At 74.0% G+C, this 25,832-nt stretch carries 25 protein-coding genes and 1 pseudogene; 13 read left to right on the top strand and 13 right to left on the bottom strand.

Annotated elements, in window-relative coordinates; translation table 11 throughout:
• Positions 1–37 precede the first annotated feature (37 nt).
• Together HUT16_RS30565 and fabG are read left to right on the top strand one after the other, a co-directional pair.
• On the top strand, positions 38–1,225 hold the full coding sequence (locus HUT16_RS30565; RefSeq protein WP_176191271.1) for an acetyl-CoA C-acyltransferase: 1,188 nt from the start codon (positions 38–40) through the stop codon (positions 1,223–1,225).
• Between the two features lie 151 nt (positions 1,226–1,376).
• Positions 1,377–2,135, top strand: coding sequence for a 3-oxoacyl-ACP reductase FabG (fabG, locus tag HUT16_RS30560; protein WP_176192944.1), 759 nt, complete (start codon positions 1,377–1,379; stop codon positions 2,133–2,135).
• A gap of 21 nt (positions 2,136–2,156) precedes the next feature.
• Here the strand turns inward: fabG and HUT16_RS30555 are convergent, their stop codons facing one another.
• The 3 genes from HUT16_RS30555 to HUT16_RS30545 form a co-directional block, all read right to left on the bottom strand.
• Entirely contained in the window at positions 2,157–2,645 is a 489-nt protein-coding gene (locus tag HUT16_RS30555; protein ID WP_176191270.1) for a DinB family protein, read from the bottom strand.
• 65 nt (positions 2,646–2,710) lie between these two features.
• Entirely contained in the window at positions 2,711–4,900 is a 2,190-nt protein-coding gene (locus HUT16_RS30550) for a hypothetical protein (protein WP_176191269.1), read from the bottom strand.
• Positions 4,901–5,120: 220 nt separating this feature from the next.
• The gene (locus HUT16_RS30545; protein WP_176191268.1) at positions 5,121–5,474 is read right to left on the bottom strand and encodes a RidA family protein; all 354 of its coding nucleotides are present in this window, start codon (positions 5,472–5,474) and stop codon (positions 5,121–5,123) included.
• Between the two features lie 275 nt (positions 5,475–5,749).
• Here HUT16_RS30545 and HUT16_RS30540 point away from each other — a divergent pair, with 275 nt between their 5' ends.
• Complete coding sequence (locus tag HUT16_RS30540; protein WP_176191267.1) at positions 5,750–6,214, top strand: DUF3592 domain-containing protein; 465 nt, start codon at positions 5,750–5,752, stop codon at positions 6,212–6,214.
• Positions 6,215–6,298: 84 nt separating this feature from the next.
• Here the strand turns inward: HUT16_RS30540 and HUT16_RS30535 are convergent, their stop codons facing one another.
• Entirely contained in the window at positions 6,299–7,312 is a 1,014-nt protein-coding gene (locus tag HUT16_RS30535; RefSeq protein ID WP_217712113.1) for a MarR family winged helix-turn-helix transcriptional regulator, read from the bottom strand.
• 56 nt (positions 7,313–7,368) lie between these two features.
• Here HUT16_RS30535 and HUT16_RS30530 point away from each other — a divergent pair, with 56 nt between their 5' ends.
• Positions 7,369–8,694: an MFS transporter gene (locus HUT16_RS30530; protein WP_176191266.1), complete on the top strand. Its 1,326-nt coding sequence runs from the start codon at positions 7,369–7,371 to the stop codon at positions 8,692–8,694.
• Between the two features lie 209 nt (positions 8,695–8,903).
• On the opposite strand, the gene HUT16_RS30525 is transcribed toward HUT16_RS30530, so the two are convergent.
• The gene (locus HUT16_RS30525) at positions 8,904–9,569 is read right to left on the bottom strand and encodes an HD domain-containing protein (RefSeq protein WP_176191265.1); all 666 of its coding nucleotides are present in this window, start codon (positions 9,567–9,569) and stop codon (positions 8,904–8,906) included.
• A gap of 72 nt (positions 9,570–9,641) precedes the next feature.
• Between HUT16_RS30525 and HUT16_RS30520 the strand changes: the two genes are divergently transcribed.
• The 4 genes from HUT16_RS30520 to HUT16_RS30505 all read left to right on the top strand — a co-directional run bounded on the left by HUT16_RS30520 (position 9,642) and on the right by HUT16_RS30505 (position 12,541).
• Positions 9,642–10,598: a GlxA family transcriptional regulator gene (locus HUT16_RS30520; protein ID WP_176191264.1), complete on the top strand. Its 957-nt coding sequence runs from the start codon at positions 9,642–9,644 to the stop codon at positions 10,596–10,598.
• Between the two features lie 261 nt (positions 10,599–10,859).
• Positions 10,860–11,111 carry a hypothetical protein gene (locus HUT16_RS37455; protein ID WP_217712112.1) on the top strand — a complete coding sequence of 84 codons (252 nt, stop codon included), beginning with the start codon at positions 10,860–10,862 and terminating at the stop codon, positions 11,109–11,111.
• Positions 11,108–11,569 (top strand): hypothetical protein, encoded by a 462-nt coding sequence (locus tag HUT16_RS30510; RefSeq protein ID WP_176191263.1) that lies wholly within the window; start codon positions 11,108–11,110, stop codon positions 11,567–11,569. The genes HUT16_RS37455 and HUT16_RS30510 overlap by 4 nt, the downstream gene beginning before the upstream one ends.
• A gap of 120 nt (positions 11,570–11,689) precedes the next feature.
• Positions 11,690–12,541: a uridine kinase gene (locus tag HUT16_RS30505; protein ID WP_176191262.1), complete on the top strand. Its 852-nt coding sequence runs from the start codon at positions 11,690–11,692 to the stop codon at positions 12,539–12,541.
• A gap of 365 nt (positions 12,542–12,906) precedes the next feature.
• On the opposite strand, the gene HUT16_RS30500 is transcribed toward HUT16_RS30505, so the two are convergent.
• The 3 genes from HUT16_RS30500 to HUT16_RS30490 all read right to left on the bottom strand — a co-directional run bounded on the left by HUT16_RS30500 (position 12,907) and on the right by HUT16_RS30490 (position 15,754).
• Positions 12,907–13,503, bottom strand: a complete 597-nt coding sequence (locus HUT16_RS30500) for a hypothetical protein (RefSeq protein ID WP_176191261.1) — start codon at positions 13,501–13,503, stop codon at positions 12,907–12,909.
• Positions 13,504–13,647: 144 nt separating this feature from the next.
• Positions 13,648–14,691 carry an LD-carboxypeptidase gene (locus HUT16_RS30495; protein ID WP_176191260.1) on the bottom strand — a complete coding sequence of 348 codons (1,044 nt, stop codon included), beginning with the start codon at positions 14,689–14,691 and terminating at the stop codon, positions 13,648–13,650.
• 115 nt (positions 14,692–14,806) lie between these two features.
• Complete coding sequence (locus HUT16_RS30490; protein WP_176191259.1) at positions 14,807–15,754, bottom strand: zinc-binding dehydrogenase; 948 nt, start codon at positions 15,752–15,754, stop codon at positions 14,807–14,809.
• A gap of 414 nt (positions 15,755–16,168) precedes the next feature.
• Here HUT16_RS30490 and HUT16_RS30485 point away from each other — a divergent pair, with 414 nt between their 5' ends.
• From HUT16_RS30485 to HUT16_RS37445, 3 genes are all read left to right on the top strand, one after another.
• Positions 16,169–16,732 carry a DUF4240 domain-containing protein gene (locus HUT16_RS30485; RefSeq protein ID WP_176191258.1) on the top strand — a complete coding sequence of 188 codons (564 nt, stop codon included), beginning with the start codon at positions 16,169–16,171 and terminating at the stop codon, positions 16,730–16,732.
• 170 nt (positions 16,733–16,902) lie between these two features.
• Positions 16,903–17,346 (top strand): helix-turn-helix domain-containing protein, encoded by a 444-nt coding sequence (locus tag HUT16_RS37450; protein WP_217712111.1) that lies wholly within the window; start codon positions 16,903–16,905, stop codon positions 17,344–17,346.
• A gap of 21 nt (positions 17,347–17,367) precedes the next feature.
• On the top strand, positions 17,368–18,051 hold the full coding sequence (locus HUT16_RS37445; RefSeq protein WP_217712110.1) for an IS630 family transposase: 684 nt from the start codon (positions 17,368–17,370) through the stop codon (positions 18,049–18,051).
• Between the two features lie 39 nt (positions 18,052–18,090).
• On the opposite strand, the pseudogene HUT16_RS30475 reads toward HUT16_RS37445, so the two are convergent.
• Both HUT16_RS30475 and HUT16_RS30470 read right to left on the bottom strand, forming a co-directional pair.
• A pseudogene (locus tag HUT16_RS30475) lies at positions 18,091–18,965 on the bottom strand (IS5 family transposase).
• A 53-nt stretch (positions 18,966–19,018) separates the two neighbouring features.
• A complete protein-coding gene (locus tag HUT16_RS30470; protein WP_176191257.1) occupies positions 19,019–19,582 on the bottom strand; it encodes a hypothetical protein in 564 nt (187 codons plus the stop codon).
• Here HUT16_RS30470 and HUT16_RS39425 point away from each other — a divergent pair.
• Positions 19,581–19,703: a hypothetical protein gene (locus HUT16_RS39425; RefSeq protein WP_303392111.1), complete on the top strand. Its 123-nt coding sequence runs from the start codon at positions 19,581–19,583 to the stop codon at positions 19,701–19,703. The genes HUT16_RS30470 and HUT16_RS39425 overlap by 2 nt on opposite strands.
• Before the next feature lie 21 nt (positions 19,704–19,724).
• On the opposite strand, the gene HUT16_RS30465 is transcribed toward HUT16_RS39425, so the two are convergent.
• Entirely contained in the window at positions 19,725–20,525 is an 801-nt protein-coding gene (locus HUT16_RS30465) for a nucleotidyltransferase domain-containing protein (protein WP_176191256.1), read from the bottom strand.
• 121 nt (positions 20,526–20,646) lie between these two features.
• On the opposite strand from HUT16_RS30465, the gene HUT16_RS30460 reads away from it, so the two are divergent.
• The gene (locus HUT16_RS30460; protein WP_176191255.1) at positions 20,647–21,126 is read left to right on the top strand and encodes a VOC family protein; all 480 of its coding nucleotides are present in this window, start codon (positions 20,647–20,649) and stop codon (positions 21,124–21,126) included.
• 165 nt (positions 21,127–21,291) lie between these two features.
• On the opposite strand, the gene HUT16_RS39420 is transcribed toward HUT16_RS30460, so the two are convergent.
• Together HUT16_RS39420 and HUT16_RS30450 are read right to left on the bottom strand one after the other, a co-directional pair.
• Positions 21,292–25,401, bottom strand: coding sequence for a LysM peptidoglycan-binding domain-containing protein (locus tag HUT16_RS39420; RefSeq protein WP_176191254.1), 4,110 nt, complete (start codon positions 25,399–25,401; stop codon positions 21,292–21,294).
• A complete protein-coding gene (locus tag HUT16_RS30450) occupies positions 25,401–25,796 on the bottom strand; it encodes a hypothetical protein (RefSeq protein ID WP_176191253.1) in 396 nt (131 codons plus the stop codon). The genes HUT16_RS39420 and HUT16_RS30450 overlap by 1 nt, the downstream gene beginning before the upstream one ends.
• Positions 25,797–25,832 lie beyond the last annotated feature (36 nt).

Genomic DNA, 25,832 nt, shown 5'->3' with positions numbered 1-25,832 from the left:
CCGCTCTCCCGCCCCCACCGACAAGGAGCCCGCCGAAGTGCTTCCGGTCTTCATCGCCGCCGCCCGCCGCACCCCGATCGGGCGGCTGCGCGGCGCACTGTCCGCCGTCCGGCCCGACGACCTGTCGGCGGCCGTGCTGCGCGGGCTGCTCTCCGACGTGCCCGCGCTGGACCCGGCGCGGATCGACGAGGTGTACTGGGGCGCCGCCAACCAGGCCGGCGAGGACAACCGCAACCTGGCCCGGATGGCCGTCCTGCTGGCCGGACTGCCCGACACCGTCCCCGGCGCGACCGTCAACCGGCTCTGCGCGTCCGGGATGGAGGCCGTCACCACGGCCGCCCGGGCGATCGGCTCCGGCGAGGCGGACGTCGTCGTCGCGGGCGGCTGCGAGTCGATGAGCCGCGCCCCGTTCGTGCTGCCCCGCCCGGACGAGGCGCTGCCGCACCGGATGGAGACCTTCGACACCCGGCTGGGCTGGCGGATGACCAACCCGCGGATGCACGAGGTGCACGGCGTGCTGTCGATGGGCGAGACCGCCGAGGAGGTCGCCGCCCGCTACGGCATCGGACGCGAGGCGCAGGACGCGTTCGCGCTGCGCAGCCACCGACTGGCCGCCGCCGCACGGGAGTCGGGGCACTTCGACGCCGAACTGCTGCCCGTCGTCCGCCCGGACGGGGAGCCGGTGGAGCGCGACGAGTCGATCCGGCCGGACACCACCGCCGGGAAACTGGCCGCCCTGAAGCCGGTGTTCCGCCCCGGCGGCACCGTCACGGCGGGCAACGCCTCGCCGATGAACGACGGCGCGGCCGCACTGCTGCTGGTCAGCGAACGGGCGCTGGCGGAGCTGGAGTTGGAGCCACTGGGCCGGTACGTGGCGGGCGCCTCGGCGGGCGTGCACCCGGACGTGATGGGCATCGGGCCGGTGCCGGCCACCCGGCGGGTGCTGGAGCGCTCCGGCTGGAAGCTCACGGACCTGGACACCGCCGAGTTCAACGAGGCTTTCGCGGCCCAGGCGCTGGCCTGCGTCGGCGAGTTGGGCATCGACCCGGAGCTGGTCAACCCCTCCGGCGGGGCGATCGCCCTGGGCCACCCGCTGGGCTGCTCGGGCGCCCGGATCCTCACCACGCTGCTGCACCGGATGCGCCGCACCGGCGCCCGGCGCGGCCTGGCGACCATGTGCGTGGGCGTCGGCCAGGGCTCCGCCGTCCTGCTCGAACGCGACTGAACTCCCCGCTCCCCCAACGGACCTGACCGACCCGGCAGACCTGACCGACGTGCCAGGCAAGACCGATATGACAGGCAAGACAGACGTGACAGACGTGACAGACGTGACAGACGTGGTGGACCCGACGGGCCACCAGGAACGGAGTGCGACGGTGGGCAGGTTCGACGGCAAGGTGGCGGTGGTGACCGGGGCCGCGCAGGGCATCGGCGCGGCGACGGCCCGGCAGTTGGCTGCGGAGGGCGCGACGGTGGCGGTGGTCGACCTCACCGCGGAGCGCGCGAAGGACACCGTCGAGGAGATCACCGCGGCGGGCGGCACGGCCCGGGCCTACGGGTGCGACGTCGCCGACTACGACGCGGTGCAGGGCCTCTTCGCCGCCGTGGTCGAGGAGTTGGGCGGGGTGCACGTCCTGGTCAACAACGCCGGGATCACCCGCGACAACCTGTTCTTCAAGATGCCCAAGCAGGACTGGGACGCCGTCCTGACGGTCAACCTGACCAGCGCCTACAACTGCTCTCACATCGCGCAGAAGTACTTCGTGGCCCAGCGCTACGGCAAGATCGTCTCCCTCAGCTCGCGCTCCGCCCTGGGCAACCGCGGCCAGGCCAACTACGCGGCGGCCAAGGCCGGAATCCAGGGCCTCACCGCCACCCTGGCCATCGAACTGGGCCCCTACGGCATCAACGTCAACGCCGTCGCCCCCGGCTACATCGCCACCTCGATGACCGCCGCCACCGCCGAACGCGTCGGCGCCACCCCCGAGGAACACCAGGCCGAAGCCGCCACCCGCACCCCCCTCCGCCGCGTCGGCCGCCCCGAGGAAGTCGCCGCCGTGGTCGCCTTCCTGGCCAGCGAGGACGCCTCCTACGTCAGCGGCCAGACCCTGTACGTCAACGGCGGCGCACGCTAGGCCGCGCTCCCGGGCCGGTGCTCAGCGGGGGCCGAGTCCCGTTCGGCCGTCGAGGAGTTCGCGGACGACGTCCAGGTGGCCGGCGTGCCGTGCGGTCTCTTCGACGACATGCAGGATGATCCCGCGCAGGTCGGCGAGTTCGTCCCCCAGCGGTTCGGGATGACGCCCCTGCGGGGGCGCCGACAGCGGGGTGCGCGCGATCACGGCGTCGGAACGGCGGCACTGGTCGTGGTAGAAGGCGAAAACCACCTCCGGCGTTCGCGGTGTTGTCAGCGGGGCGTGATCATCCGGCCACGACAACGGCTCGGCCGCTCCGGCGACGACCTCCTGGAACCAGTGCCGCTCCGCGTGCCCCAGGTGTTCTACGAGCCCGAGGGGCGTCCAGCCGGAGGGCAGGACCGACGTGGTCAGTGCCTGCGCGTCAAGCCCGTCGACAATGGCCAGGACGCTGGCTCGCTGCGCCGCGAGGAACGCCGACAGCGTCCTCTTCTCCGTGCTCTCCGTGCTCATGCGCGCATGGTGCCAGGAGCCACCGACAAGCACGGCAGCGATCTGCTCCTCTTTCGACGGACGCCCTAGCCGCGGGTCTCCGCGAGCTGGCGCAGGTAGCGTTCCGCGGCGCGGAGCTTGCGGTTCTCGGGGCCGGGGAGGTGGGCGCGCAGCTCGATGATCTCGGGGGCGATGCGGATGGCCTCGGTCGGGTCCTTGACGGCGCGCCAGCAGGCCTCGGCGTTGGTGACGGCGCGCTGGGTCTCGGGGTGGTCGGGGCCGTCGGTGCGCAGCAGCGCCGCCGCGACCTGGCGGTAGAGCTCGGCGGCGACCGAGGGGAGGCCGCCGACCCGGCAGACGTGGGCGCGGACCTGACGGACCTGGAGCACCACGGACGCCTGGGAGCCGTACGCGTCGACGGCCTTCTCCTCCAGGGCGAGGGCGAGCGCGGCGGCGGTGTCGTGCTCGCCGGCCTCGGCGTTGCGGACGATGTCGCCGATCGCCTCCAGGTACTCGCCGGGCGGCGCCTGCCCGGGGTCCGCGACGGCCGGCGGCGGGGTGTCGGTCTCCTTGCCGAGCCGGACGGCCGGGGCGGCCGCAGCGGCCGGGGCCACGGGAGCCACGGGAGCCGCCGGGGCGGCCGGTACGGACAGCGGGGTGGTGGCGGCGAGCGGGTCGTGCCGGGGGGCCGGTTCGGGCTCGGGGGCGCGTTCGACGAACTGGGTGGCGGTCGGCTTCTCCAGCGGCACGGTCGCGGCCAACGGGTCGGCGGGCGCGGGGAGTTCGACCGTCCTGGCGATCGTCGCACCGTGCCCGGGCACGGGCACGGCGTCGGGCCCGAGCCCGGCGTCGGGCACCGTGGCGCCCTTGCCGAGCTCGACCCGGGCCGGGGCCGAGGCCGAGGCCGCAACCACCGGCTCCGGCGCCCGCTCCGAGGTCGGCCCCTGGGCCCGTTCCGGCTTGCCGAGCGGGACGGTGGACAGCGTGTCCGCGGGGACCATCGGCTCGCCCTTGACCAGCGAGACGATCATCTTGCGGCGCGGCGGCGTCGCCGGGACGCCCGGCTTGCGCAGCGAGACCAGGCCGCGCGGCGTCCAGCCGGGGGCGAGCCGGGACGGCCGGACGGGTTCGGTTCCGGCGGGGCGGGCGGCCCCGGCCGGCGCGGCGGCGGTGGCGGCGGGCGCGGCGCCGGCCCCGGGGCGGGTCCGGACGGCGGGCGCGGGCTCGCCGGTGCCGATCTGCCGGGCGGTGTTGCGGAAGTAGGGCCGGTCGGCGGGGTGCGCGGTGATCACCACGGTGTCGGCCCGCAGCACCGAGTTGACCTGCTGGCGGACGAGTTCGGGGGTGAGGAACTGGTCGGCGCCGGGACGGCCGCGGTGCAGCGTCTCGATCAGGGCGCGGGTGAAGGTGCCGAGCTGGTCGGGGTCGTGGTTGACGACGGCCCAGAGCGGGACGCCGTCGGAGAGCTGCTTGCCCGCGGTGGCGGCGAGGGTGGGCCAGACCACCTGGTCGGCGCTCAGGTCGCCGACCACGAGGGTGTCCAACTCGGTTCCGCGGTGCCGCAGTTCGGTGGCGATGGCGGACCAGGGCAGGCTCTCGGAGCTCTTGTTCTCGCGCAGCGAGAGGTAGAGCTGTTCGCCGCGCCGGTCGGTGATCAGGTGGCCGCCGAGGTGGATGAGCAGCGGCCCGGGGTGGCGGGCGGCGGCGCGCAGGTGGGCCAGGACGGTCTGCGGGTCGTTGGCGCCGGGCAGGTGGACGGCGTCGACCTGGTCGGCGGAGAGCAGGACCTGCGGGGCGACACCGGCCAGGGCGGCCGAGAGCACGGAGGCGTGCGCGCTGCCGCCGCGGCCCCAGCGGCGGCCGCCGCCGTAGCCGCCCTCGATGACCAGGATGCGTCCGCGCAGGCCGCCGCCGATGCCGTGGGCGGGTACGGGCACGGGTGCGGACGCGGGTGCGGCCCGCTCCGGTCCGGGGCCCGGGACGGGAGGCGGCGGCAGGTCGACGGCGATCGGGAAGGTACCGGTCCAGCCGGTGCCGCCGGGCGGGACGGCGGGCGGCGGCGGGAGGGGGGTGCCACCCGCCGGGGTGGGGGTGGGCAGCGGGATGGTGCGGGTGGAGCTGAGCGCGGCGTCCGGGACCACCAGGTTGATGGAGGTCGCGAACGGGTCGGCGGCGGGCGGGAGTTCGGGCGTCTGCTCCGGGACGGACGCGTTCGGGGGGAGCTTGAGGGTCTCCTCCGGGTCGCTCTCCGGCCCGTCCCCGATCGTCGATGCCACGTCAGCCACCGTTCGGTCACCGCCCCCGTCCGTCGCCCGCGCGACGTCGTGCCTGTACGCCGTGGTGTCCCGCACCACGCTTCGATCCCGGCCACGATACGTGGTCCGCGGTCGGGCGGGCCAGGCCGGGTCCCGGGAGGGTTGACACCAGGTCGGGGCCGGGACGGGCGGGGTGCCGAACCGGGCGACGGGGTGCGGGGACCGCTCGGCGGACGGGGTGTCAGCCCTGGCCGCGGTGGGCGACGCCCTCGATCATCAGCAGGCAGTCCGGGTCGGCGAACTCGGTGGAGGCGGTCATCCGGGCCGGGTAGGCGCCGGGCGCGAAGCGGTCGGCGAAGGCGGCCTCCACGGCGGGCAGGTCGGTGATGTGGCGCAGCCAGACCTGGGCCTTGACCAGGCCGTCCAGTCCGGTGCCGAGTTCGGCGAGCGTCTCGGCGACGCCGTCCAGCGCGCTCTCGGCCTGGGCGGCGACGGTCGGACCGAAGCCCCGGTGCAGGCCGAGGAAGACGTACTCGCCCGCGGCGACGGCGGCGGAGTAGCTGTACGGGGTGGGTATCCTGACGGTCTCTCGCATATCAAACTCCTGTTCGAATTCGTGGTGCTCCGAGCCTAGCTGACCGCCCCCGTGGCTCCCGTCTACCCCGCGCACCCCGTTCGACGTCCGGTCCGTCGCGTTCCCGATTCGACGGGCCTGTCCGCACCGCCTGTCCGGGCCGGGTCGCCGTCCTGTCACGGAGGCGTCCCGACCGGCGGAAACCCCTTGGCTCGGACCGCGACCGGCTGCACACTTGTGCGACTCCGGTGCCGATCCGCGGCCCGGGACTCGAACGGAACGAGGTAGGACACTCCATGGCCGACACGGCGATGCTGGTGGCAGGACTGATCACCGGCCCGGCCGGACTCGCCGTCCTGGGCGCCGGACTCCCCGGCGCGCTGCTGCGGGGCCGCCGGTGGGCCTCCGAGGGGGTGACCGCCGAGGCGCGCTGCCTGGAGACGTTCGTGTCGCAGCCGCACGGCGACGACCGGGCCTCCCAGCGGCACGCAATCGTCGAGTTCCGCACGCCCGACGGCACCGCGCACCGGGCCAAGCTCGCGGCCCGCACCCTGGTCGTGGGCGACCGGCTGACGGTCCGCTACCGGCCCCGCAAGCCGGAGAACGCGGTGCACGCGGACCAGTCCGTGGGGACGGCCGCCCTGGTCGTCGTCTGCCTGGTGTTCGGGGCGGCCCTGCTCACGGTCGCCGCCATCACCCTGAGCACCGGCCTGCAGCCCGACCCGGAGCCCACCGACACCTGGCACCTCGTCGGCCACTGATCGCACCCGGCCGCCCGGCTCCCCGATCGCCACCGTCCGGCGTCGTACCCCCGGCCCGCTCGACGGGCCCGTCAGGGGTGGCCGTCAGGGGTGGCCGTTGCCCGTGCGCAGGGCGTTGCCGAGCGGGGTGGGGCGGTAGTGGACGTGGCGGCCGTGGCGGGTGCGTTCGAGCAGGGCGGCGGCGTGCAGGGCGGCCAGGTGCTGGCTGACGGCGGCGGGGGTGACGGCGAGCCGGTGGGCGAGTTCGGTGGTGGTGGCGGGGCCGTCGTCGGCGAGCATCACCAGCAGCCGGGCGCGGGTCGTGCCGAGCAGGCCGGCCAGGGCCTGCGGGGCGGGCGGCGGCGGGCGTTCGGCGAGGGTGGCCAGGCCGCGGGTGGCGTAGACGATGTGCGGCGGGGCGTCGCGGTCGAGCATGGTGGAGACGCCGTCGGCGAAGCAGCTGGGGGTGAGCAGCAGGCGGCGGCCGTCGACGGGGATCTCGTCGGGGGTGGACGGCCAGGGGCCGTCGCGGCGGATGGTGAGCGTGTCGTCCGCCCAGGAGAGCCGTTCGCTGATGCCGCGGAACAGGGCGTCCGCACCGCCCTCCGCGAGGGTGCGGGCGCGGTGCGCGAGGTCGGCGGCCAGGACGGTGCGGGCCCTGGGCCACCACTGCGGGCGCAGGCAGGCGTGCCAGTACGCCTCCAGGGCGTCGGCGAGGTCGGCGAGCAGCCGTTCGGGGCGGCGCAGGCCGTCGGCGAGGACGGGCGGGACGGGTTCGCCGAGCGGGTGGAAGGTCTGTTCGATGCCGGGGCGCAGCCGGGCGGGGTCGGTGGCGCGCAGGGCGGCGAGCTCCTCGCGCAGGTCGGGGGCGGGGACGGTGGGGCGCGGGGTGAGGAAGTCGGGGACCCAGTAGCGGCGGTGGGCGACCAGCGCGCCGAGCAGGGGCTGCGCGTCGAGCCGCTCGAACGCGGGGCGCACGGTCTCGAATGCCGGGCGCAGCGCGGGGAAGCGGCGGGCGTGGTGGGTCCACATCCGCAGGCTGAGCACGGCCTCCTGGAGCGGCGAGTACGCGAAGGAGGTGGCGGCGAGGTCGGCGAGACGGAGCCGGAAGCGGATCATTAAGCACCAGGGTAAATCCATTCCCGGCCCGGACGGCCCCGGGTGTGCTGGGCGGCATGAACGTGAGCACCGCTTCCCCACCCCGGCCCTCCCCTTCCCCTTCCCCCTCCCCCGCTGCCGTCTCCACCGCCCCGGTGGTCCGCCGCCTGGCGGCGCTGCTGCTGGTCAACGCGGTCGGCAACGGCCTGTTCCTCACGGTGGGGACGCTCTGGTTCACCCGCGGCCTGGGCTTCTCGGCGGGGACGGTCGGCGCGGCGCTGACGGCGGCAGGCCTGTGCGGGGTGCCGGCGGCGCTGCCGGTGGGGCGGCTGTGCGACCGGCTGGGCGCGAAGCCGGTGCTGGCGGCGGTGCACGTGGTGCAGGCGGCGGCGACGGCGGTGTACGCGTTCACGGGCTCGCTGTGGCTGTTCGTCCTGCTGGTGTGCGTGACGGGCGCGGCGTCCCGGGCGAACGGGGTGGCGCGCTCCACGCTGTACGCCCACGCGCTGCCCGCCGGGGCGCGGACCAGGGCGCTGGCCGTGCTGCGGGCGCTCAACAACGTCGGCATCGGCGCGGGCGCGGCGCTCGGCTCGCTGGTGCTGGCCCACGGCGGGCGGGGCGCGCTGCGGACGGCGATCTGCGCGAGCGCGGCGGCGTACCTGCTGGCGCTGTTCCCGCTCCGGGCCGTGCCGACGAGGGCCGCCGACGCGACGGGGGCCGCGACGGGTGCTGCTCGGGGTGCCGCTCGGGATGCCGCACCGGGTGCCGCACCGGGTGCCGCCTCGACGGTGGTGCGGCCGCTGCGGGACCTGCCGTTCGTGGGGGTCGCGGCGCTGAACGCGGTGGTGAACACCCTGTACGTGGTGCTGGAGGTCGGGCTGCCGCTGTGGACGCTCGGGCACACCTCGGCCCGCCCGGCGGTGATGGGCTGGCTGCTGCTCGCCAACACCGTGCTGGTGGCGCTGTTCCAGGTGCTCGCGGTCCGCCGGGTGTCGGAACTCACGCGCGCGGCAAGGTCGTTCCGGCTCGGCGGGCTGCTGGTGGGCGCGGCCTGCGTGGCCGCGTCGGGCGCCGCCGGGCGGACGCCGGGGGTGGCGGTGGTGGTGCTGTTCGGCGCGGTGGTCCTGCTGACGGCCGGCGAAGTGCTGTCCCAGGCGGGCAGTTGGGCCCTGGCGTACGGCCTGGCCCCCGAACACGCGCACGGCGCCTACCAGGGCGTCCTGCACACCGGCGTCGCCCTGGCCCAAGCCCTCGCCCCGGCCGCCCTCACCGCCCTGGTCCTCCCCCACGGCACCACCGGCTGGGCCGCCCTCGCCACGATCTTCACCTGCGCCGCCCTCACCCTCCCCCCGGTAGCCCGCCACGCAACCCACCGCAACCCCCCTCCCCCACAAGCAAATTGACCCTCCCCGCAGGGACCACCGGCCCTGGTGACCCCCGCCACACCCGACTCCCCACCGCTCTCACCCCCACCCCACCCCCACTCCCCCATCCGCCACATCAGCAGCCCCACCTCCCCGCCGCCGCCCCCAACTCCCCACGCTCACAATTCAGTTCACCAACCCCCTCCCCCACCGCTCTCACCCCCAATCTCACTCCCCTATCCGCCACATCAGCGGCCCCACCTCCCCGCCGCTGTCCCCAACTCCAGCCCCGTCACCCCCGACTCCCCACGCTCACGCGTCAGTTCACCGGCCAGGGTGTAGCGGGCGGCGGCCTGCGGGGAGCGGGCGGCGTGGGTGGTGATGGCGTCGACGAGGGCGGTGGTCATGTCGAGCCGGGGGTGGTCGCGGTGGACGGCCTCGCCGTGGGCGTCGGTGAGGTGGGCGGTGTCGATCCCGAAGTCGGAGGTGACGCCGCGGCGGGTGAGGCGGGCGAGGGTGCCGCTGCGGTCCGCGATCTGCGCGGAGGAGTGCAGGGCGATGGCCTGCCAGACCTGGTCGACGGCGGCGACCGGGTAGCCATGGCGGGTGAGGAACGCGGCGGCGAGGTCGGCCCCCTCGAGTTCGAAGCGGGCCTGTCCGGGGCTCTCGGGCGAGGTGCCGAGGTCGTGCAGGACGCAGGCGTGGAAGAGCAGGTCGTCGTCGTAGTCGGCGCCGGGCGTCAACTCCTCGTGGTCGGCGAGGAGTCGGGCGAACAGGTAGCTGCGCACGCTGTGGTGCGCGACGGGCTGGCTGACGGCGGCCCGCAGGTATTCGAGGGCGGCCGCGGCGACGGGGCCGGTGGGCAGCACGGGAATCACGGGGAGCGCGGGGCGCGGGAAGGTCGGTGTGCTCATGTCCCCGACCGTACGGCGGGCGGGCGGACGGTCGGCAGTGGCACGGGTGCCGTCGGCCGATAGGATCGTGCCATGGATTCGCTGTCGCGTCCGCACCGGGTGGTGGTGCTGGCCCTGCCGGGGGTGCTGCCCCTCGACCTGGGCATTCCGCTCCAGGTGTTCGGGAGTTGGCCCGACGCGCCGTACGCGCTGGAGGTGTGCACGGAGCACCCGGGCCGGGTGCCGGTGCACGGCGGGCCGGACCTGTACGTGCCGGACGGCCTGACCGCGCTGGCGGCGGCGGACACCGTGGTCGTCCCCGGGTGCGCGGAGCTGTCGCCGCCCGCACCGGCGGTCGGCGCGGCGCTGCGGGCGGCGGCGGAGCGGGGCGCGCGGATGGTGTCGATCTGCACGGGCGCGTTCGTGCTGGCGGCGACCGGGCTGCTGGACGGGCGCCGGGCGACCACGCACTGGCAGCACGCGGCGGAGCTGGCGGCGGCGTACCCGGGGGTGACGGTGGACCCGAAGGTGCTGTACGTGGACGAGGGCGCGGTGCTGACCTCGGCGGGCGTCGCGGCCGGGCTGGACCTGTGCCTGCACCTGGTGCGCTCCGACCACGGGACGCGGGTCGCCAACCAGCGGGCCAGGACGCTGGTGACGGCCCCGCAGCGGGAGGGCGGGCAGGCCCAGTACATCGACCTGCCGCTGTCCGCCGCACCGGGCGCGGACCTGGCCCGGCTGCACGAGTGGGTGCTGGAGAACCTCCATCTCCCGCTGAGCGTCGACAGGTTGGCCCACCGGGCCGGGGTGTCGCGACGGACCCTGATCCGCCGTTTCCACACCGGGACGGGGCTGCCGCCGATGCGCTGGCTGCTGGAGGCGCGGCTGGCCCGGGCGCGGGAGCTGCTGGAGTCGACGGACCTGACCGTGGAGGCGGTGGCGCACCGCTGCGGGCTGGGCACGCCGGGGAACGTCCGAGCGCTGTTCCGCGAGCACGTGGGCGTCCCGCCGAGCACCTACCGGGCCACCTTCCGCCCGCCACCGTCCTGAACCTGAACCGGCGCCACCACCGCCGCCACCACCAACGTCCCGCGCCCCGGCGAAGCCCGGGCCGAACCGCTGGCCGAGGTCAACAAGTATGAGAGCGACCGCAACCTGGACCTGGTCCTGGCCGAGTTCCGCAACCACCAGCAGGGCATCCTGCCCGCCGGCCCCGGCGCCCACAGCCTCACCGAGTTCTTCGCCAGCGTCGACGAGAAGCTCGAACCGGCCGCAGCACCGGCGCTTCGGACCCAGCGCAGCGACCGGGACGTGCTGAACCTACCGACCAAGCGCGCCAAGACCCTGCACATCGGCCCGGCGAACTTCTACCGGTTCACCGACCCCTCCCGCGCGCTCTGCCTCGAACTCGCCGACGCCCCCACCGCCGACCGGCCACCGGTCGGGATGCGTGACTCCGCCCGCTGCCCGCAGGCCACCCACCACCCCTGCCACCGGGCCGTCCGGGTCGTCGCGGAGATCGACGCAGCCGCCACCGACCAACCCGAGGAGGACTCCGCGTGAGGATCACCGCAGCACAACGGACCGAGAACGAGAACCGCATCCGGGCCGCCATGGACCGCCTCCTGCACGGCGACATCCCGCCCAGCGGCACCTGCGGCATCAAGACCCTGGCCCGCGAATCCGCCGCCGACCGCACCGCCTTCCACGGGACCCGACCCTGTGCCCACCTCCGCGAAGAGTTCGAACACCGGCTGCGGTCCCTCCACGCCATCGGAGAGATCGCCGACCCGCGGGACGCCCAGGTCGAGCGGCTCAAGACAGAGGTCACCAAACCCAAGGCTCGGCTCGCCCGGGCGGACGGCACCGTCGAGCAGCTCACGGACTTCCGCGCTCAGGCCCTCGCCCGGTTCGCCGCCCAGCATGAAGAGGTCATCCACCTGCGAGCGACCGCCCCAGCGGCCAGCCGTGTGAACCGGCTTTCCGCCGCCCGCAGCACCTCGATCGGATCGGGCAGCTGACTCACGGTCCGCAACCGGCCCATCTCAGGCAGCCGGGAAAGAACCGGGAAAGAAGTGGCCTCCTGAGGTGCGCGGAAAGTAGTTTGTCTCCGCCCCGCACGCCGCCCACAAGGAGTTCTCGTGTTCGAAAACGTCCAGGGCCTTTCTGCAGAGCGTGCTGCACGACTTGCCTACCTGGTCGAGCAATGCGAGCCGTTGCTGGACCAGGACGAGGGCATGGAACATGTCCAACGGCTGCTGCGGGACCTCGGGGCCGGCGTCATGGAGTCGATCGTCGTCACCCGGGAACTGCTGGGAGCCGGCCCGGGGGACCTCGGAGAAGCGAAGCGGATCGTGCTTTCGAGTGCCGCGCGGACCACCGAACTGCGGGCGCATCAGCAGCTCGTGGACGTGGCGGAGCGAGCGAAGGACGTTGCCGACGGTTTCCTGCAACTGCCCCAAACCCGAGGGGCCACCAGGATCGTCGCCATCGATGGCGCTGGAGGATCGGGCAAGACGACGTTGGCTGCCGCGGTGGCCGGACACCTCGACGGCGCCGTCATCGTCCACGTCGACGACTTCTACCGTCCGATGCCCGACCGCGAGCGGGAGTTGCTCGACGCGGAACAGGGCTACCAGCGCTACTTCGACTGGGAACGTCTCCGGGACCAGATCCTGATCCCGCTGCGGGACGGCCAGGCCGCCCGCTACCAGCTCTATGACTGGACCACCGGACAACTCGGTGCCTGGCGCGAGATCGCCCCTGGAGCCGTGGTGATCGTCGAAGGGGTCTACTCCGCCCGCCCGGAGCTGGCCCACTACTACCACTTCACCGCCTACGTCGACACCCCGCGAGACGTTTGCCTACAGCGCGTGCGAGCACGCGGCGAGAACCCCGAGGAGTGGATCAGGCGTTGGCGCGCCGCCGAGGACTACTACCTGCACACCACATGGCCTCAGACCAGAGCCAAGCTCCTCGTCAGGGGCTACTGAAGCAGGAAGAGCGCATGATCAGCGACGCAGCCCGAACTGCCGCGGCCTGACCTCCCGTCACCCGCACGCGCACGCGCGGTCTCCGTCGTGCGAGAACGCCCGCAAGGCAACACAGCACATCGTCAGCGCGGCAAACGCCGGCTCCGAGACTCACCGGCTCCATACCAACACGGAGTGATCCGCACACGGCCTCTGCAGATACAAGGCACTCCCATGTCACCTCATCCGTGTCACGTCACCCGTGTCCCCACATCGATGTCACATCACCCATGCCACCTCATCCGTGCCACGTCACCCATGTCGCCACATCGATGTCACATCACTCGTGTCACCACACCCATGTCACCGCAAAGGTCCTCCCGAGGTCAGTGGAGCCCGCGCTGCTCCCGTTCGGCCTCGATCAGTTCCTCCATGAGCGCCTCCGGGTCCACCCGGTACTCGGTGTCGCCGAGGGCTTCGTACTCCCGGGTGTCCAACAGCAGCCCGAGGGCGGCGAGTTCGGTAGCCAGCCGGGCGAACGCGTCCCGCTCGTCCGGCTCGTCCCGGTACCCCGACTGTTCGGCCGCGACGCCCTCGGCCAGGGTGCGGCCTCGGAGCCGCCAGAAGGTGAACTCGGTGTCCAGCTCCACCAGGCGCCAACCGCGGTCGGCAGGTTCGCGGGGGTGCAGCCAGTAGCCGAGCCAGCCCTTTCCGCCCTTCGCCACGAGCTTGACGTGCTCGGCCATCGCCGCAGCCGCGGCGTTGACGCACTGCATCTCCGGGTCCGCGAGTTCCGCCTCGCTCAGGTAACCGGTGTCCAGCAGCGGATGGAGCTCCCCTGCCTCGAAGAACTCGAGGCCCAGGAGCCGGGCGAGGTCGTCCCGGCCCTCCCACTGCGCCACCAGCAGCGTCCGCAGGTCCGCAGGGACCGGGCGACCGTCCAGCCGCTCGCGGGAGAACTCGGCCAACCGTTCGTCGTACATGCGCCCTCTCCGGGGTCGAGTCGGGAATCGCCCGCCAAGGTAACAGCGGCGCCCGACAGCACTCCTCGCCTGCGGACGGACAGCACGGACCGGCAGCCCGGTCGGACAGCACGGGCGGGCAGCACGGGCGGGCGGCGGCGGGTGTCAGTAGGTGACGGTGATCCGGCGGGCCGGGCCGTCGATGCGGACGCGGCCGCCGTAGGGGATGACCAGCTGCGGTTCGGTGTGGCCGAGGTCGACGTCGAAGACGGCCATGGCGGCGGGGGCGTAGGCGTCCAGGGCGCGCAGGACGGCGGCGCGCTGCTCGGCGCGGTAGCGGGCGCGGCCGGCCGCGTCGCGGGGGTGGTCGAAGGAGCAGGCTTGGGCGCGGCCGACCAGTACGGCGGGGAAGCGGCGCAGCAGGCCGCGTTCGCCGAGGTTGCGGAGCATCCGGAACACCTCGGTGCCGGAGGGGAGTTCCTCCGAGGTCTCCAGCAGGAGCACCCCGCCGGTGTACTCCTCGGCGGGACGCAGCCGGTCGGCGGCGGCCATCCAGTGCAGGATCTCCAGGTTGCCGCCCCAGGTGGTGCCCTCGACGACCTGGTCGGGGCGGTGCCAGTGCCAGCCGGTGGCGGGTTCGACGGCGGGCTCGCGGGTGAAGGTGGTCGGGTCCTCCCAGCGGCCGCCGGTGACGCTGGTGTCGGTGGCCTCGGTGAGTTCGTACGCGCCGCCGGTGAAGAGCGCGGCGCGCAGCGAGGCGGCGGTGAGGGGGTGGACGGCGAGCGGACGGCCGAGCTGGGTCATCAGGGCGGCCCCGTGGTAGGCGACGACACCTTGGCGATGCAGGAAGTCGAGCAGGTTGGTGTTGTCGCTGTAGCCGAAGAACGGCTTGGGGTTGGCGCGGATCAACTCGGCGTCGAGGTGAGGGATCACGGTGATCTGGTCGCTGCCGCCGATGGTGGCCATGACCGCGGTGACGCTCGGGTCGGCGAAGGCGGCGTGCAGGTCGGCGGCGCGCTCGGCGGGGGTGGAGTCGAGCTTGCGGGTGGTGGGGTACTCCACCGGTTCGAGCCCGAACTCCTCGCGCAGGCGGCGCAGTCCGAGCTCGTACGGGAGCGGGTAGGCACCGGGACCGGCGAACCCCGGGGAGACGATGGCGATCCGGTCGCCGGGGCGGGGCTTGGGCGGGTACGTCGGCTGCTCTGACATGTCGGGATGCTAGCGGCGCGGACGGACCGCACACGACCGGGTTTCGGAGCGGGCCGGTACCGGTTCGGGCTGGTGCCGGTCGGGGCCGACCGGCACCAGCCGGTTCAGGGCCGGTTCAGGGCCGGACGTCCAGCAGCGTCTTGCCGAGGGTCTCGCGGGACTCGATGGCGCGGTGGGCGTCGGCGGCGCGCTCCAGCGGGAAGCGGCGGCCGATGACCGGGCGCAGGCGGTGCTCGGCGGCCTCGGCGAGGACGTGGGCGGTGGCGGCGCGGATGCGTTCGGGGGTGGGGCGCAGGATGAGGACGGTGAGGGCGCGGGCGGTGGCCTCTTCGGCCGGGATGTCCGTCCAACTGCCGCTCGCCAGACCGAAGCTGAGGATGCGCCCGCCGTCGCGGAGCAGGTCGGCGGCGGTCCGGCCGAGGGTGCCGCCGACGCCGTCGAGGACGAGGTCGACGGGCGCGAGGCCGCGCGTCCAGTCGGGCTGCAGGTAGTCGACGGTTTCGGCGGCGCCGAGCTCGGCGGCGAGGTCGAGTTTGCGGGAGCCGCCGGCCGCGGCCACGACGTGGGCACCGGCGGCGGTGGCGAGTTGGACCAGCAGGGAGCCGACACCGCCGCCGGCGGCGGTGACCAGGACGCGTTCGCCGGACGCGGGCGCGGCGGTCTCCAGCAGCAGGCGGGCGGTGCGGCCGTCGGCGAGCAGTGCGGTGGCGGCGTCCAGGGCGAGGCCTTCGGGGACGGGGTACAGCCCGTCGGCGGGGACGGCGGCGAGTTCGGCGTAGCCCCCGCTGCCACCGGTGGAGGAGACCACCCGCCGCCCCAGCCAGCCGGCGTCGACGCCCGGGCCGAGCGCGGTGACGGTGCCGCCGACACCGTTGCCCGGGACCATCGGCAGCGCGGTGGTGAACGGCCCGAGGCCGGTGGCGCGGAACTGGGTCTCCACGAAGGTCAGATTGGCGTGCGCGACCTCGACCAGCACCTGCCCCGCCCCGGGTACCGGGTCGGTCGCAACCCCCGCCACCAGCACCTCGGGCCCGCCGAACTCCTTCAGCCACACCGCACGCATCACGCCTCCACCCGTTCGCCGACCGGTCACTCCGGCCGGTCCTTCCGGCCGGTCGTTCCAGCCTGGCGCCCATCCTCCGGCTTCAAGCGAACTTGAAGTCAAGCCGGTGATGTGTCACCGGCTCGGGGCCGTGTCGCGTCATCGACTTGGACCCATGTCCGTGTCGCGACATCGACCCAAGGTCCATGACGCGTCACCAGTCGAAGCCCATGACATGTCATCGGCCCAACTCCATGACGCGTCATCGTCCTGAACCGTGCCGCGTCACCGATCCAGTTCCGTGACACGTCACCACTCCGACCGTGCCGCATCACCGATCCCGGCCCGTGACGCGTCACCAATCCAGACCGGATCGATGTCGCGTCACCAACCCAGACCCGTGACGTGTCACCGGCGGGTGCCAGGATGCGCGCCATGGACATGGACGGATTCTGGGACCTGGTGGAGTCGAGCGCGCTCGGCGGCGACGCCTGCGGGCGCGCCGACCGGCTGACCGCGCGGCTGGCCGAGCTGCCGCTGCCGCAGGTACTGGAGTTCCAACTGCGGCTGGACGAGGCCCGCGCCCCGCTGGACACCCCGGGCACCCTGGCGGTGGCGAAGCTGGTCGAACGCGGCCGGGTCACCGACGACAGCCTGTGGTACTTCCACGTCTGGCTGATCGGCCTGGGCCGCGAAACCCACCACCTGGCCGTCCACGAGCCGGACGCCCTGGCCGGACTGCCCGCCTTCCGCCGACTGGCCGCACTGCCGTACGAACAGTGGGAGAACCACGACTTCCCGGACTGGGAGTCGCTCGACTACTGCGCCCACGACGCGTACGCGCAGCTCACCGGCGAGGAAGACGGCCTGGAGGAGGCCCTGGAGGCGATCGGCCACGACAGCCCCTGCAACGCCGAGTTCGACGAGCCGGTATGGACACCGGAACAGAGCGCCGCCCGCCTACCCCGCCTCACCGCCCTCTTCGCCGACGCGCCCTGACGCGCCCAACGCCCCCAAGGTCCCCAAGGCCCGCGCCCACCGCCCCGAGACGCCTCGGCGCGCCCCCGGGCACCAGCTAGTAGACTGTCGCGGCTAAGTATTGTTCTGTTTGGTGGAGTTGGAGTCGGACGAGTTTCGCTTGTCGCTTCCGTTCGGCTGGCAGGGGCGCCGTGTCCTCGCAGAAGAAGTATCCGGTTACGTTGAGTGCCGAGGATCGTCGGGCGCTGGTGCGTGTGACGACGACGGGGGTCCGCAGCGCGTCGATGATCCGGCGCGCGCGGGTGCTGCTCACACTGGACACCTCGGTCGGCGAGGTCGCTCCGCGGGCGGTGATCGCGGAGCGGGCCGGGGTGTCGTGCGATTCGGTCCGCCTGGTCTCGAAGCGGTACGCAGAGACCGGCGGTGATGTGTGGGCCACGATCGGCCGGAAGGAACGCGCGCTCCCGCCAGTGCCGTCCGCAGTCACCGGCGAGGTCGAGGCGAGGCTGATCGCGCTGGCCTGCTCGGGCCGCCCAAGGGACACGCCCGGTGGTCGCTGCGGCTGCTGGAGAAGCACGTCGCGCTGGTCGAGGACATCCCGGACCTGGACCACTCCACGATCGGCCGGGTGCTAAAAAACGGAACTGCGCCCTCATGTGAAGAAGTGCTGGACCATCCCGCCGGCCGCGAACGCCGCCTTCGCCGCGGCGATGGAGGACGTCCCGGCGGTCTACCGCCGCCCCCTTGATCCGGCGCGTCCGGTGGTGTGCATGGACGAGAAGCCCTACCAACTGCTCGGCCACGTCCGCGATCCGCTTCCCGCGCGGCCGGGCCGCGACCGGCGCGAGGACAGCGAGTACGTCCGCTCGGGGACCTGCTCGATCTTCTGCCGGGTCGAGCCGCTGCGCGGATGGCGGCACGTGGACGCCCGGCCCCGCCGGACCAGGACCGACTGGGCACACCAGGTCGAACGCCTGCTGACCGTGGACTACCCCGACGCCGCCACGGTCGTGCTGGTGATGGACAACCTCAACACCCACTCCACCGCCTCGCTCTACGAGGCGTTCGACCCCCAGAAGGCCTTCGCCCCGGCCCAACGCCTGGAGATCCACCACACCCCCAAGCACGGGTCCTGGCTCAACATCGCCGAGATCGAGCTCTCCGCACTCACCCGCCAGTGCCTGGACCGCCGCATCGACGACCTCGACGTGCTCAACACCGAACTCGCCGCCCGGCAGCACCACACCAACGGCAACCAGCGCCAAGTCGGCTGGCACTTCACCACCGACGACGCACGAGTGAAACTACGCCACCTCCACCCAACCACACAGCAAAACTAAGCTGCGACGGTCTACTAGGGCCTGTTTCGAAAGTGCTGGTCACAGCCACTCGTTGATGGCTGCGACCAGCACGGTCGCTTCGTAGCGAACGGCGAGTTTGTCGTACCTCGTGGCGACCGCGCGGTGGCGCTTGAGGCGGTTGATCCCGCACTCCACCGCGTGACGCTCCTTGTAGTCGTTCTTGTCGAACTTCGGTGGCCGCCCGCCGTGGGAACCGCGTTTCTTGCGGTTCGCGATCTGGTCCCACTTCTCGGGGATCGTGCAGCCGACGTGGCGTCTTCGCAGGTAGGCGCGGTTCACGCGGGACCCGTGCGCCTTGTCGGCGCGGACCCTGCCCGGCCGGGGGCGCGGGCGTCCTGGGCCCAGGCGTGGCACCCGGATTCGGTCCAGGACGACCTGGAACCGTGGGGAGTCGCCGCGCTGTCCGGCGGTGATCACGAGCGACATAGGCTTCTGGGCCTGCTCGACCGCCAGGTGGATCTTGGAGGTCAGTCCGCCGCGGGGGCGTCCGAGTCCGTGGTCGTCGGGCTCGGTGAAGACGCCGCCGGGTGGCTGGACCTGCAGGTCCCCCTTTTACGTGTACCGGTCGCATGCTGATGTGCGCGAACGATCGTGGAGTCCACGGAGATATCCCAGGTGATCAGGCCCTTCACATCGGCCCGGGCCTGGAGCTGGTCGAGGACCCGGTGCCATGTGCCGTCACGCTGCCGTCGGCGGAACAGCCCGTACACCGTCCCCCATGGCCCGTAGCGCACCGGCAGGTCCCTCCACGGCACGCCGGTGCGGGTGCGGAACCGTATACCGTTGATCAGCTGCCGTTTGGTGTGCAGCGGAGGCCGGCCGGGCTTGACGCCCTGCGGCAACAGCGGTTCCAGCACCGCCCACTGGGCGTCCGCCAGATCTCCCCGGGCCATGGAGCGTGATCATCGCATGGCCTTGATCTACTTCTGGGGGCGGGCCGCTTCCTTCAGCCGGTCCTCGGCGACGGCTCGACGGGTGGCGGCTCGGATGAGTAGCGAGCCCGGTTGGCGTTGAAATGGGCCAAGTAGTAGGTGACACCGTCGAGGTGCAGCTCCATGGGCGGAGGATCGGTGACCAGGGGGGTCCAAATGTGCCGGCCGTCCAGCTGCGCCTTCATTTTGGGGGTGTTCCAGGAGCGCGCCTGACTCTCCGCCTCCTCCGGCGACCACAGGAAGCGGGCGCCGAACTCCCTCTCCTCGCCGGGCTCCGCCGCTGTCAACGCCCTTACCAGCGCCGGGCTGTAGACGGCACGGACCCGGAAGTTCACGAGGAACCGCCTCCTGATCACGATTCGCGCGTAACGACGGCTGTTTCCCCGGTGGCGTCCGGCCACGATGACGCTTTCGCCGCCGTCGCCCCAGCCCGGTGGTGCGACCCACACCTTCGCCCCCGGCACGAAGTGCCGATGCCCCTTGCGAATCTCCAGCCCGCCTTCGCCCTGGCTGGTCTCCGGGGCGATGTTGGCCACGATGCACAGGCCCAGCGGCTCAGGTCCGGTTCCATCCGTCATGGCTGCCATCATCGCCAAGCCCGCGGACGCTGTCGCGTCCTTTTTGCTGGCCGGGCTCATGGCACGGAGCCATCGCGACACCGGGACCGTGCTGGTCGCAGCCATCAACGAGTGGCTGTGACCAGCACTTTCGAAACAGGCCCTAGCCGAGGGCCCGTTCGATCAGGGCGCGGGTGAACAGCCGGGCCTGCTCGGCGCGGTGGGCCCGGGCCTCGGGGGTGAGGACGGGCGGGACGCCGTAGCGGCGGGCGGCGATGTCCTCGGCCAGGCCGGGCGGGGCACCCAGGGCCGGGAGGCGGGCGATGGCCTCCCGTTTGGTGATCAACCGGCCCTCGCGCAGGGTGGCGGTGGCGCGGGCGGCGGTGACCGGGCCGTGGTCGACCCAGACGTCGCGGTGCCACGGATCGGGGCGGGCGGTGATCGGGTACCAGTAGTCGCGCAGGTCGGCCCGGATGTGGGCGTGCAGTTCGTCGTCGGTGACCGGCGGCAGCAGCACGCCGGGCTTCTCGCCCTTCAACACCGTTCCGCCGTCGAGCAGTTCGCGCCGGGTGACGGCCGTGACCGGGCGCCACGTGGACTCCTCCTGGGCGAAGGTGAAGTGCGCGACGACCGCGTCCCCGAGCTCCCCGTCCGGCAGGTACGTGCAGTGCAGTTTCGCCGCATCGGGCTCGTCCTCGGCCAACTGCCGGTGCAGGAAGCCGAGTCGGCCCTGCAACTGCTCGTTCGGGGTGGCGGGGAGGACGGCGACCAAGTCGAGGTCGCTGCGGCCGTGCCGGTAGTCCCCGTACGCCAGCGATCCGTGCACCCACAGCGCGCGCACGGGTGCGACGGTCGACAGGCGGGTGGCGAACTCCGTCAGCAGTGGTTCGGCCAGGGCGCGTTGGGCGGCGTCGGCGGCGGCCTGCCCGGCCGCGGACAGGTGCGGCAGGTCCGGGAGGGTCATACCGACCATCGTGGCACGGCCGGACGGACGCGCCTGCACGGGGACGCGCCCGGTGCGCCCTACCGTCGGAGTGGCCCGGTCGTGCGGCCGGGCGACCGTCCGGAAACGGAGGAACCTTCCGATGGCGCAGAAGATCACCACTTTCCTGTGGTTCGACGACCAGGCCGAGCAGGCGGCCGAGTTCTACACCTCGGTGTTCGAGTACGGCCGGATCACCAACGTGCAGCGGTACTCGGAGGCGGGGCCGGGCGAGTCCGGGAGCGTGATGCTGGTGTCCTTCGAACTGTTCGGCCAGGAGTTCCTGGCGCTGAACGGCGGCCCGCAGTTCACCTTCAACGAGGCGGTCTCGTTGCAGGTGGACTGCACGGACCAGGCCGAGGTGGACCGCTACTGGGAGCTGCTGACGGCGGACGGCGGCGCGCCGGGGCCGTGCGGGTGGCTGAAGGACCGCTACGGGCTGTCCTGGCAGATCGTGCCGCGCCGGATGACGGAGCTGCTCGCCGACCCCGACCAGGAGCGGGCCGACCGGGCCACCGCCGCGATGCTGCGGATGGGGAAGCTGGATATCGCCACCCTGGAGGCCGCCGCGAACGGGAACTGACACTCCGCCCGGTCCCGCCCCGTCCCGTCCGGGTCCGCCGGGGCTTTCCCCCGCCCCGCCGACGGCGGGAGACGGCCGACCGCCGCCACCCCGGACGGGACGACGGCGGTCGCTGTCGGCTGTCGGCGGCCGACTGTCGGTCTGCGGCCGAGCGGGCCGCCGGGCTCAGCTGCCGGTGAGCAGGTCACGGAGCAGGGCGACGGTGTCCGGGTCCAGGTCGCGGCCGGTGCGGCGGCTGAGGGCGTCCAGGCGGTTGACCGAGCGGACGAGCTGGTCGCGGGCACCGGCCGAGGCGTAGGCGTAGAACAGGTCGCGGTGCAGGAGTTCGACCTCGGGGGCGACGGTGAGGGCGCGGAAGATCGCGGCCTCGGCGGTGCGGTGGTCGCCGTACTGGAGGCGGCGGGCGGCGAGTTCGTGGGCGGTGTCGACGATCGCGGCCAGCATGTCCTGCCGTTCGGTCTCCGCCCAGCCGAAGGTGCCGGCCGGGGCCTCGGCGAACGGGGCGCCGCGGACCAGGGCGAGCGCGTGGGCCAGGGCGGCGTCGGCGGTGCTGGAGGTGGAGCGCATGCCGCGCCGGTACAGGCTGCGGAACTCGTCCCAGTCGCAACTGACCGTCGGTGCCAGGGAGTACGTCTCGGCGGGTTCCGCGCCCAGGTAGCCCCGGCCCTCCGGGGAGGTGCCCAACCAGCCTGCCAGCGCGGCGAGTTTGGCGGGCAGCGGCTCGGCGAGGCGCTCGACGGTGGCCTTCGGGTCGAGGTGCGCGGCACCCGGGTGGATGTCGCGGTCGAGCGTGCCGTGCTCGGTGCCGGGGCGCAGCGCCAGGTACGCGGCCAGTTCGGTGAGCCGGGGGCGGCCCGCCGGGTCGGCGCTGCCGGCCGCGCCGAGCACGTCGACCGGCCCGAGCACCCGGATCCGCGGCGCGGAGCGCAGGTGGTGGGCCTCCGGGGAGCGCAGGATCGCCAGCAGGTCGTCGCTGTCGGTGCGGGCCGGTCCGCTGCCGGGCCGGGCGGAAGGCCGGGCCGGGGAACGCGGGTCGGGGGCCGCCGCCTGGTCGTGGGTGGGCAGCGGCTCCGGCACGAACTCGGGCACAACCGGCGCTTCGACCGGCTGCTGCACGAACTGCTCGGCGCGCTGCGCGGGCGGGCTCTGCGGCTGGGCGGGCCCGGCGGGCGGCAGTGCGGCGGCGATCCGGGGGTCGACGGGCGTGCCGTGCGGCGGGGTGGTGACCTTGCGGGCCTGCCCGTTCGCGGCGTGCCGCGGCTCGGCGGGCGCCGCAGGCTGCACCGGCTCCGGCACGGGCGCAGGCGCAGGCGCAGAAGCAGGTGCGGACGCGGACGGCGCGGCGGGCGGCAGCGCGGCGGGCTGGACGGGCACCACCGGCACGACCGCGTACGGGTTGGTGGGCGCGGTCGGGACCAGTCCGGCGAACGGGCTGCTGCCGGTGGGCACGACCCGGGCCAGCAGTCGGGGCCCGGCGCCGTCGCCGTCGTCCTTCCGGCCCTCGGCGCCGCCAGCACCGCCGTGGCCGCCACCACCGGTCGCGCTCGGCTTGTCCAGGCTGGTCCTGGTCGAGGCACCGGCCCCGCCCGACTCCGCTCCGGCCGACCCAGCCGACCCTGCCGACCCAGCCGACCCTGCCGACCCGTTCGGTCCGGTCGGGCCGCCGAGCAGGGCGATCAGGCGGGCGTCGAGCGAGCCGCCGGTCCGGCCGCCCTCCGGCTCCTCGTCGTCCGGGCCGAAGCCCGCGCCGAACGGGGCGGGGACGGCTCCTATCGCGGCGCCGACGGCGGCCAGCGCGGGGACGGGCAGCGGGAGTTCGGCCTCGTCCTCGGGGCCGTTGTGCGGCCCGTCGAGGGTCCACTCGGGGGCCGGGTGCTGGGTGAGGTCGCCGGAGACCCGGACGAGCTCGCCGAGTTGGGCGTACTGCTCGCGGCTCAGGCGCTGGAGTTCGACGCTGAGGTGCAGGCCGGGCAGCGCGGCGTGGCCGGTGGCGGGGAGCGTCCAGCGGGCGACCGGTCCGGCGCCGCGCTCGGGGGCGCGGGTGAGGACGGCCAGGCAGGTGCGCGGGCGGCCGTCGAGCAGGCGGCCGAGCTCGGCGGGGACGGTGCCGGCCGGCGGCTGCGCGGACAGCACGATCTCCGGCAGCCACGCCTCGTCCGCGCTGCCCCGGCTGCGGGCCTCGCGGGGGCTGCCGACGTTCGCGCCGATCAGGGTGGCGCGGGCCTTGGCGGTGCGCGGGCCGAGGGCGGCGAGCGCGGCCTCCAGGGTGGGGTGGTGGTGCACCCGGTCGGCGGCGGGCCCGGCGGTGGGCAGGTCGGCGGCGATGCCGACCAGGTGCAGGTGCAGGCGGTCGGCGAGCGGGCTGTGGGCCAGTTCGACGGCCAGGCTGCGCAGCACGTCCTCGGCGTCGTCGGGGTGCCCGGAGAGGTGGACCAGCCGGACGGTCTCCAGGTCGGCCAGGACGGTCGAGCCGTCGGGGGTGGCGCCGAGGGTGACCAGCGCCGGGTAGGGGGCGGCGTACTTGGCGGCCTGCCCGGTGGAGAGCAGCTCGGTGGAGTCGGCCGGGCACCACCACACGTTCGGGGCGTGCGCGGCGCGGAACGGGGCGATCGGCACGGCCGGTGCGGCCAGGTGCAGTTCGATGGTGCCCGCGGTGGTGACCCGGGCGGCGACCAGGGCGGGCAGCCGCTTCTCGCCGCGGACGGTGTTGCGGCCCAGGGTGCGCAGGGCCCGGTTGAGCAGGTCCAGGCCGTGTTCGTCCTGCCGGGCCTTGAGTTCGGCCTCGAAGCGGCCGGCGGCGGCCGAGGGCAGCGCGATCCGGTGCCGGGGGCGGCGGGCCCGCTGCTGGTCGGTGCGGCGGCGGCCGACCAGGGTGATCAGCGCGGCGGCCATCAGCACGCCGAGGCCGGAGGCGGCCAGCGCCACGGTGTAGTCGCCGTCGCTCTTCGCGGCGGTGTGCTGGTCGCGGACGGCGGGCAGGTTGCCGGGGGTCTCGCCCGGCGGCGGGGTCTCCTGCGCGGCGGGCGACTGCTGGCCGGGTGACTGCGGCGCGGACGGCTGCTGGGCGGACGGCTGGGCGGCGGGGCTCTGCTCGGCCGCCGGCGGGGTGGCCTGCTGCTGCGGGGCGGGCGTGGCCTCGGGGGTGCCGGGCGCGGGCGGCTGGGCCTCGGGCGCCTGGGGCGCGGGTGCGGGGGCCTGCGGGGCCTGGACGGCGCCGGGCACGGTGAGCACGGTGCCGGGGGTGAGCACGTCCGGGTCGGTGAGCCGCTCGCCGTCGGGGGCGGTGGCGCCCTTGTTGGCCTCGAACAGTTCGGGCCAGCGGTCGCCGTCGCCCAACTCCCGCTGGGCGATGGAGGAGAGCGAGTCGCCGGAGTGCACGGTGACGCTGCCGTGGGTGGGCGTCGGGGCGGCGGCCAGGGTGGGCGCGACGGTGTCGGAGGCGGTGGCCGGGGTGCCGGCGTCGGCCTTGGCGTCGGCGGGCATCAGCAGCCGCCAGCCGGGCTGGATCGGCCGGTCGGCGTCGAAGCGGGTGCCCGAACCGTCCATCGGGCGGCCCGCGTTGAGCTTGGCGATCTCCGTCCAGCGTTCGCCGGAACCGAGTTGACGCTCGGCGATCGACCACAGGCTGTCGGCGGGCCGGGCGTCGCGGACGGTGTAGACCGGCTGCTGCGGGTCGGCGGCGGGCGCGGCTGCGGGGGCCCCGGCGGGCAGCGCAGCGTACGTCGGCGCGGCGTCCAACTGGGCGACGGCGGCCGGGCGCTGGGCGAGCTCGGGGGTGGCGGCGAAGGCCGATCCGGCGACCGGGAGCAGCGCCAGCACCGAGCCGACCAGGCCGGCCGCGATCCGCTGGCTCCAGCCGAACGCGGGGATCCGGCGGGCGACCCGGCCGCGCAGCTGGGCGGGGATCTCGACCAGGACGGACACCAGGAAGCACAGCCAGCCGATCCAGCCGACGCCGACCAGCAGCCACAGGAACAGGCTGCCGTCGTCCGGGCTGGTGAGCGCGGCGAGCAGGTCTCCGTGGATCGGGTCGCCCATCGCGGCGACGGCGAGCGTGCCGTAGCCGAGCAGGGCGGGCACGCCGACGAGCAGCACGGCGAGCACCAGCAGCGCGCCGAACGCGGCGAACACCGATCCTCCCGCGCCGCGCCGGCCCCGGCGGGCGCGCCGTCCGGCGGCCACCGGTGCGGGCTGCCGTCCGGCGGTGGCGGTGCTTCCCGGCCGCCGTTCCCGGCGGCCCTTGCGGTGCTGGTCGTCGGCTCCGCGCGCGGCCATCAGCCGGTCTTCCCTTCCGTGATGCCGTGCAGCAGGGTGGCCTTGCCGTGGCCCTGCACGGAGAGTGAGGTGATGCCGACCGCGCCGAGCAGCGCGGTCCGGTAGGTGGTGCTGGTGGTGACGCTGATCTCGCTCAGGTCCGGGTACTTGGGGAAGTCCACGTCGCCCGAGACGCCCTGGGAGGCGAGGTAGGCCCTGGCGGCGGACGTGGCCTGCGCCGGGTCCACCTGGTAGCCGCCACCGGAACGCAGCCGGTCGATGTCGAGTTGCTGGCCGGCCACCCGGGCGGCCTCCTGGGCCACCGCGTCGGCCCGTTCCACGGCCCGCAGTTGGCCGCCGAAATCGAGCACCAGTCCGACCACGGCGACCAGGCTGACTGCGGTGATGGCGACCATGACCGAAATGCTGCCCCGGTCCCGGCAGTTCACGCC

This window comes from Kitasatospora sp. NA04385 (assembly GCF_013364235.1).
Taxonomy (GTDB): Bacteria; Actinomycetota; Actinomycetes; order Streptomycetales; family Streptomycetaceae; genus Kitasatospora.
The sequence above is the reverse complement of the archived record's forward strand: the minus strand, read 5'-3'. Positions and strand labels throughout refer to the sequence as shown.

Bases quoted from the DNA above. Each gene is read 5' to 3' on its own strand.
- HUT16_RS30555 (WP_176191270.1), bottom strand. From the start codon at position 2,645: ATGAGCACGGAGAGCACGGAGAAGAGGACGCTGTCGGCGTTCCTCGCG.
- HUT16_RS30545 (WP_176191268.1), bottom strand. From the start codon at position 5,474: ATGCGAGAGACCGTCAGGATACCCACCCCGTACAGCTACTCCGCCGCC.
- HUT16_RS30540 (WP_176191267.1), top strand. From the start codon at position 5,750: ATGGCCGACACGGCGATGCTGGTGGCAGGACTGATCACCGGCCCGGCC.
- HUT16_RS30535 (WP_217712113.1), bottom strand. From the start codon at position 7,312: ATGATCCGCTTCCGGCTCCGTCTCGCCGACCTCGCCGCCACCTCCTTC.
- HUT16_RS30530 (WP_176191266.1), top strand. From the start codon at position 7,369: ATGAACGTGAGCACCGCTTCCCCACCCCGGCCCTCCCCTTCCCCTTCC.
- HUT16_RS30525 (WP_176191265.1), bottom strand. From the start codon at position 9,569: ATGAGCACACCGACCTTCCCGCGCCCCGCGCTCCCCGTGATTCCCGTG.
- HUT16_RS30520 (WP_176191264.1), top strand. From the start codon at position 9,642: ATGGATTCGCTGTCGCGTCCGCACCGGGTGGTGGTGCTGGCCCTGCCG.
- HUT16_RS30500 (WP_176191261.1), bottom strand. From the start codon at position 13,503: ATGTACGACGAACGGTTGGCCGAGTTCTCCCGCGAGCGGCTGGACGGT.
- HUT16_RS30495 (WP_176191260.1), bottom strand. From the start codon at position 14,691: ATGTCAGAGCAGCCGACGTACCCGCCCAAGCCCCGCCCCGGCGACCGG.
- HUT16_RS30490 (WP_176191259.1), bottom strand. From the start codon at position 15,754: ATGCGTGCGGTGTGGCTGAAGGAGTTCGGCGGGCCCGAGGTGCTGGTG.
- HUT16_RS30485 (WP_176191258.1), top strand. From the start codon at position 16,169: ATGGACATGGACGGATTCTGGGACCTGGTGGAGTCGAGCGCGCTCGGC.
- HUT16_RS39425 (WP_303392111.1), top strand. From the start codon at position 19,581: ATGGCTGCCATCATCGCCAAGCCCGCGGACGCTGTCGCGTCCTTTTTG.
- HUT16_RS30470 (WP_176191257.1), bottom strand. From the start codon at position 19,582: ATGACGGATGGAACCGGACCTGAGCCGCTGGGCCTGTGCATCGTGGCC.
- HUT16_RS30465 (WP_176191256.1), bottom strand. From the start codon at position 20,525: ATGACCCTCCCGGACCTGCCGCACCTGTCCGCGGCCGGGCAGGCCGCC.
- HUT16_RS30460 (WP_176191255.1), top strand. From the start codon at position 20,647: ATGGCGCAGAAGATCACCACTTTCCTGTGGTTCGACGACCAGGCCGAG.
- HUT16_RS39420 (WP_176191254.1), bottom strand. From the start codon at position 25,401: ATGGCCGCGCGCGGAGCCGACGACCAGCACCGCAAGGGCCGCCGGGAA.
- HUT16_RS30450 (WP_176191253.1), bottom strand. From the start codon at position 25,796: ATGGTCGCCATCACCGCAGTCAGCCTGGTCGCCGTGGTCGGACTGGTG.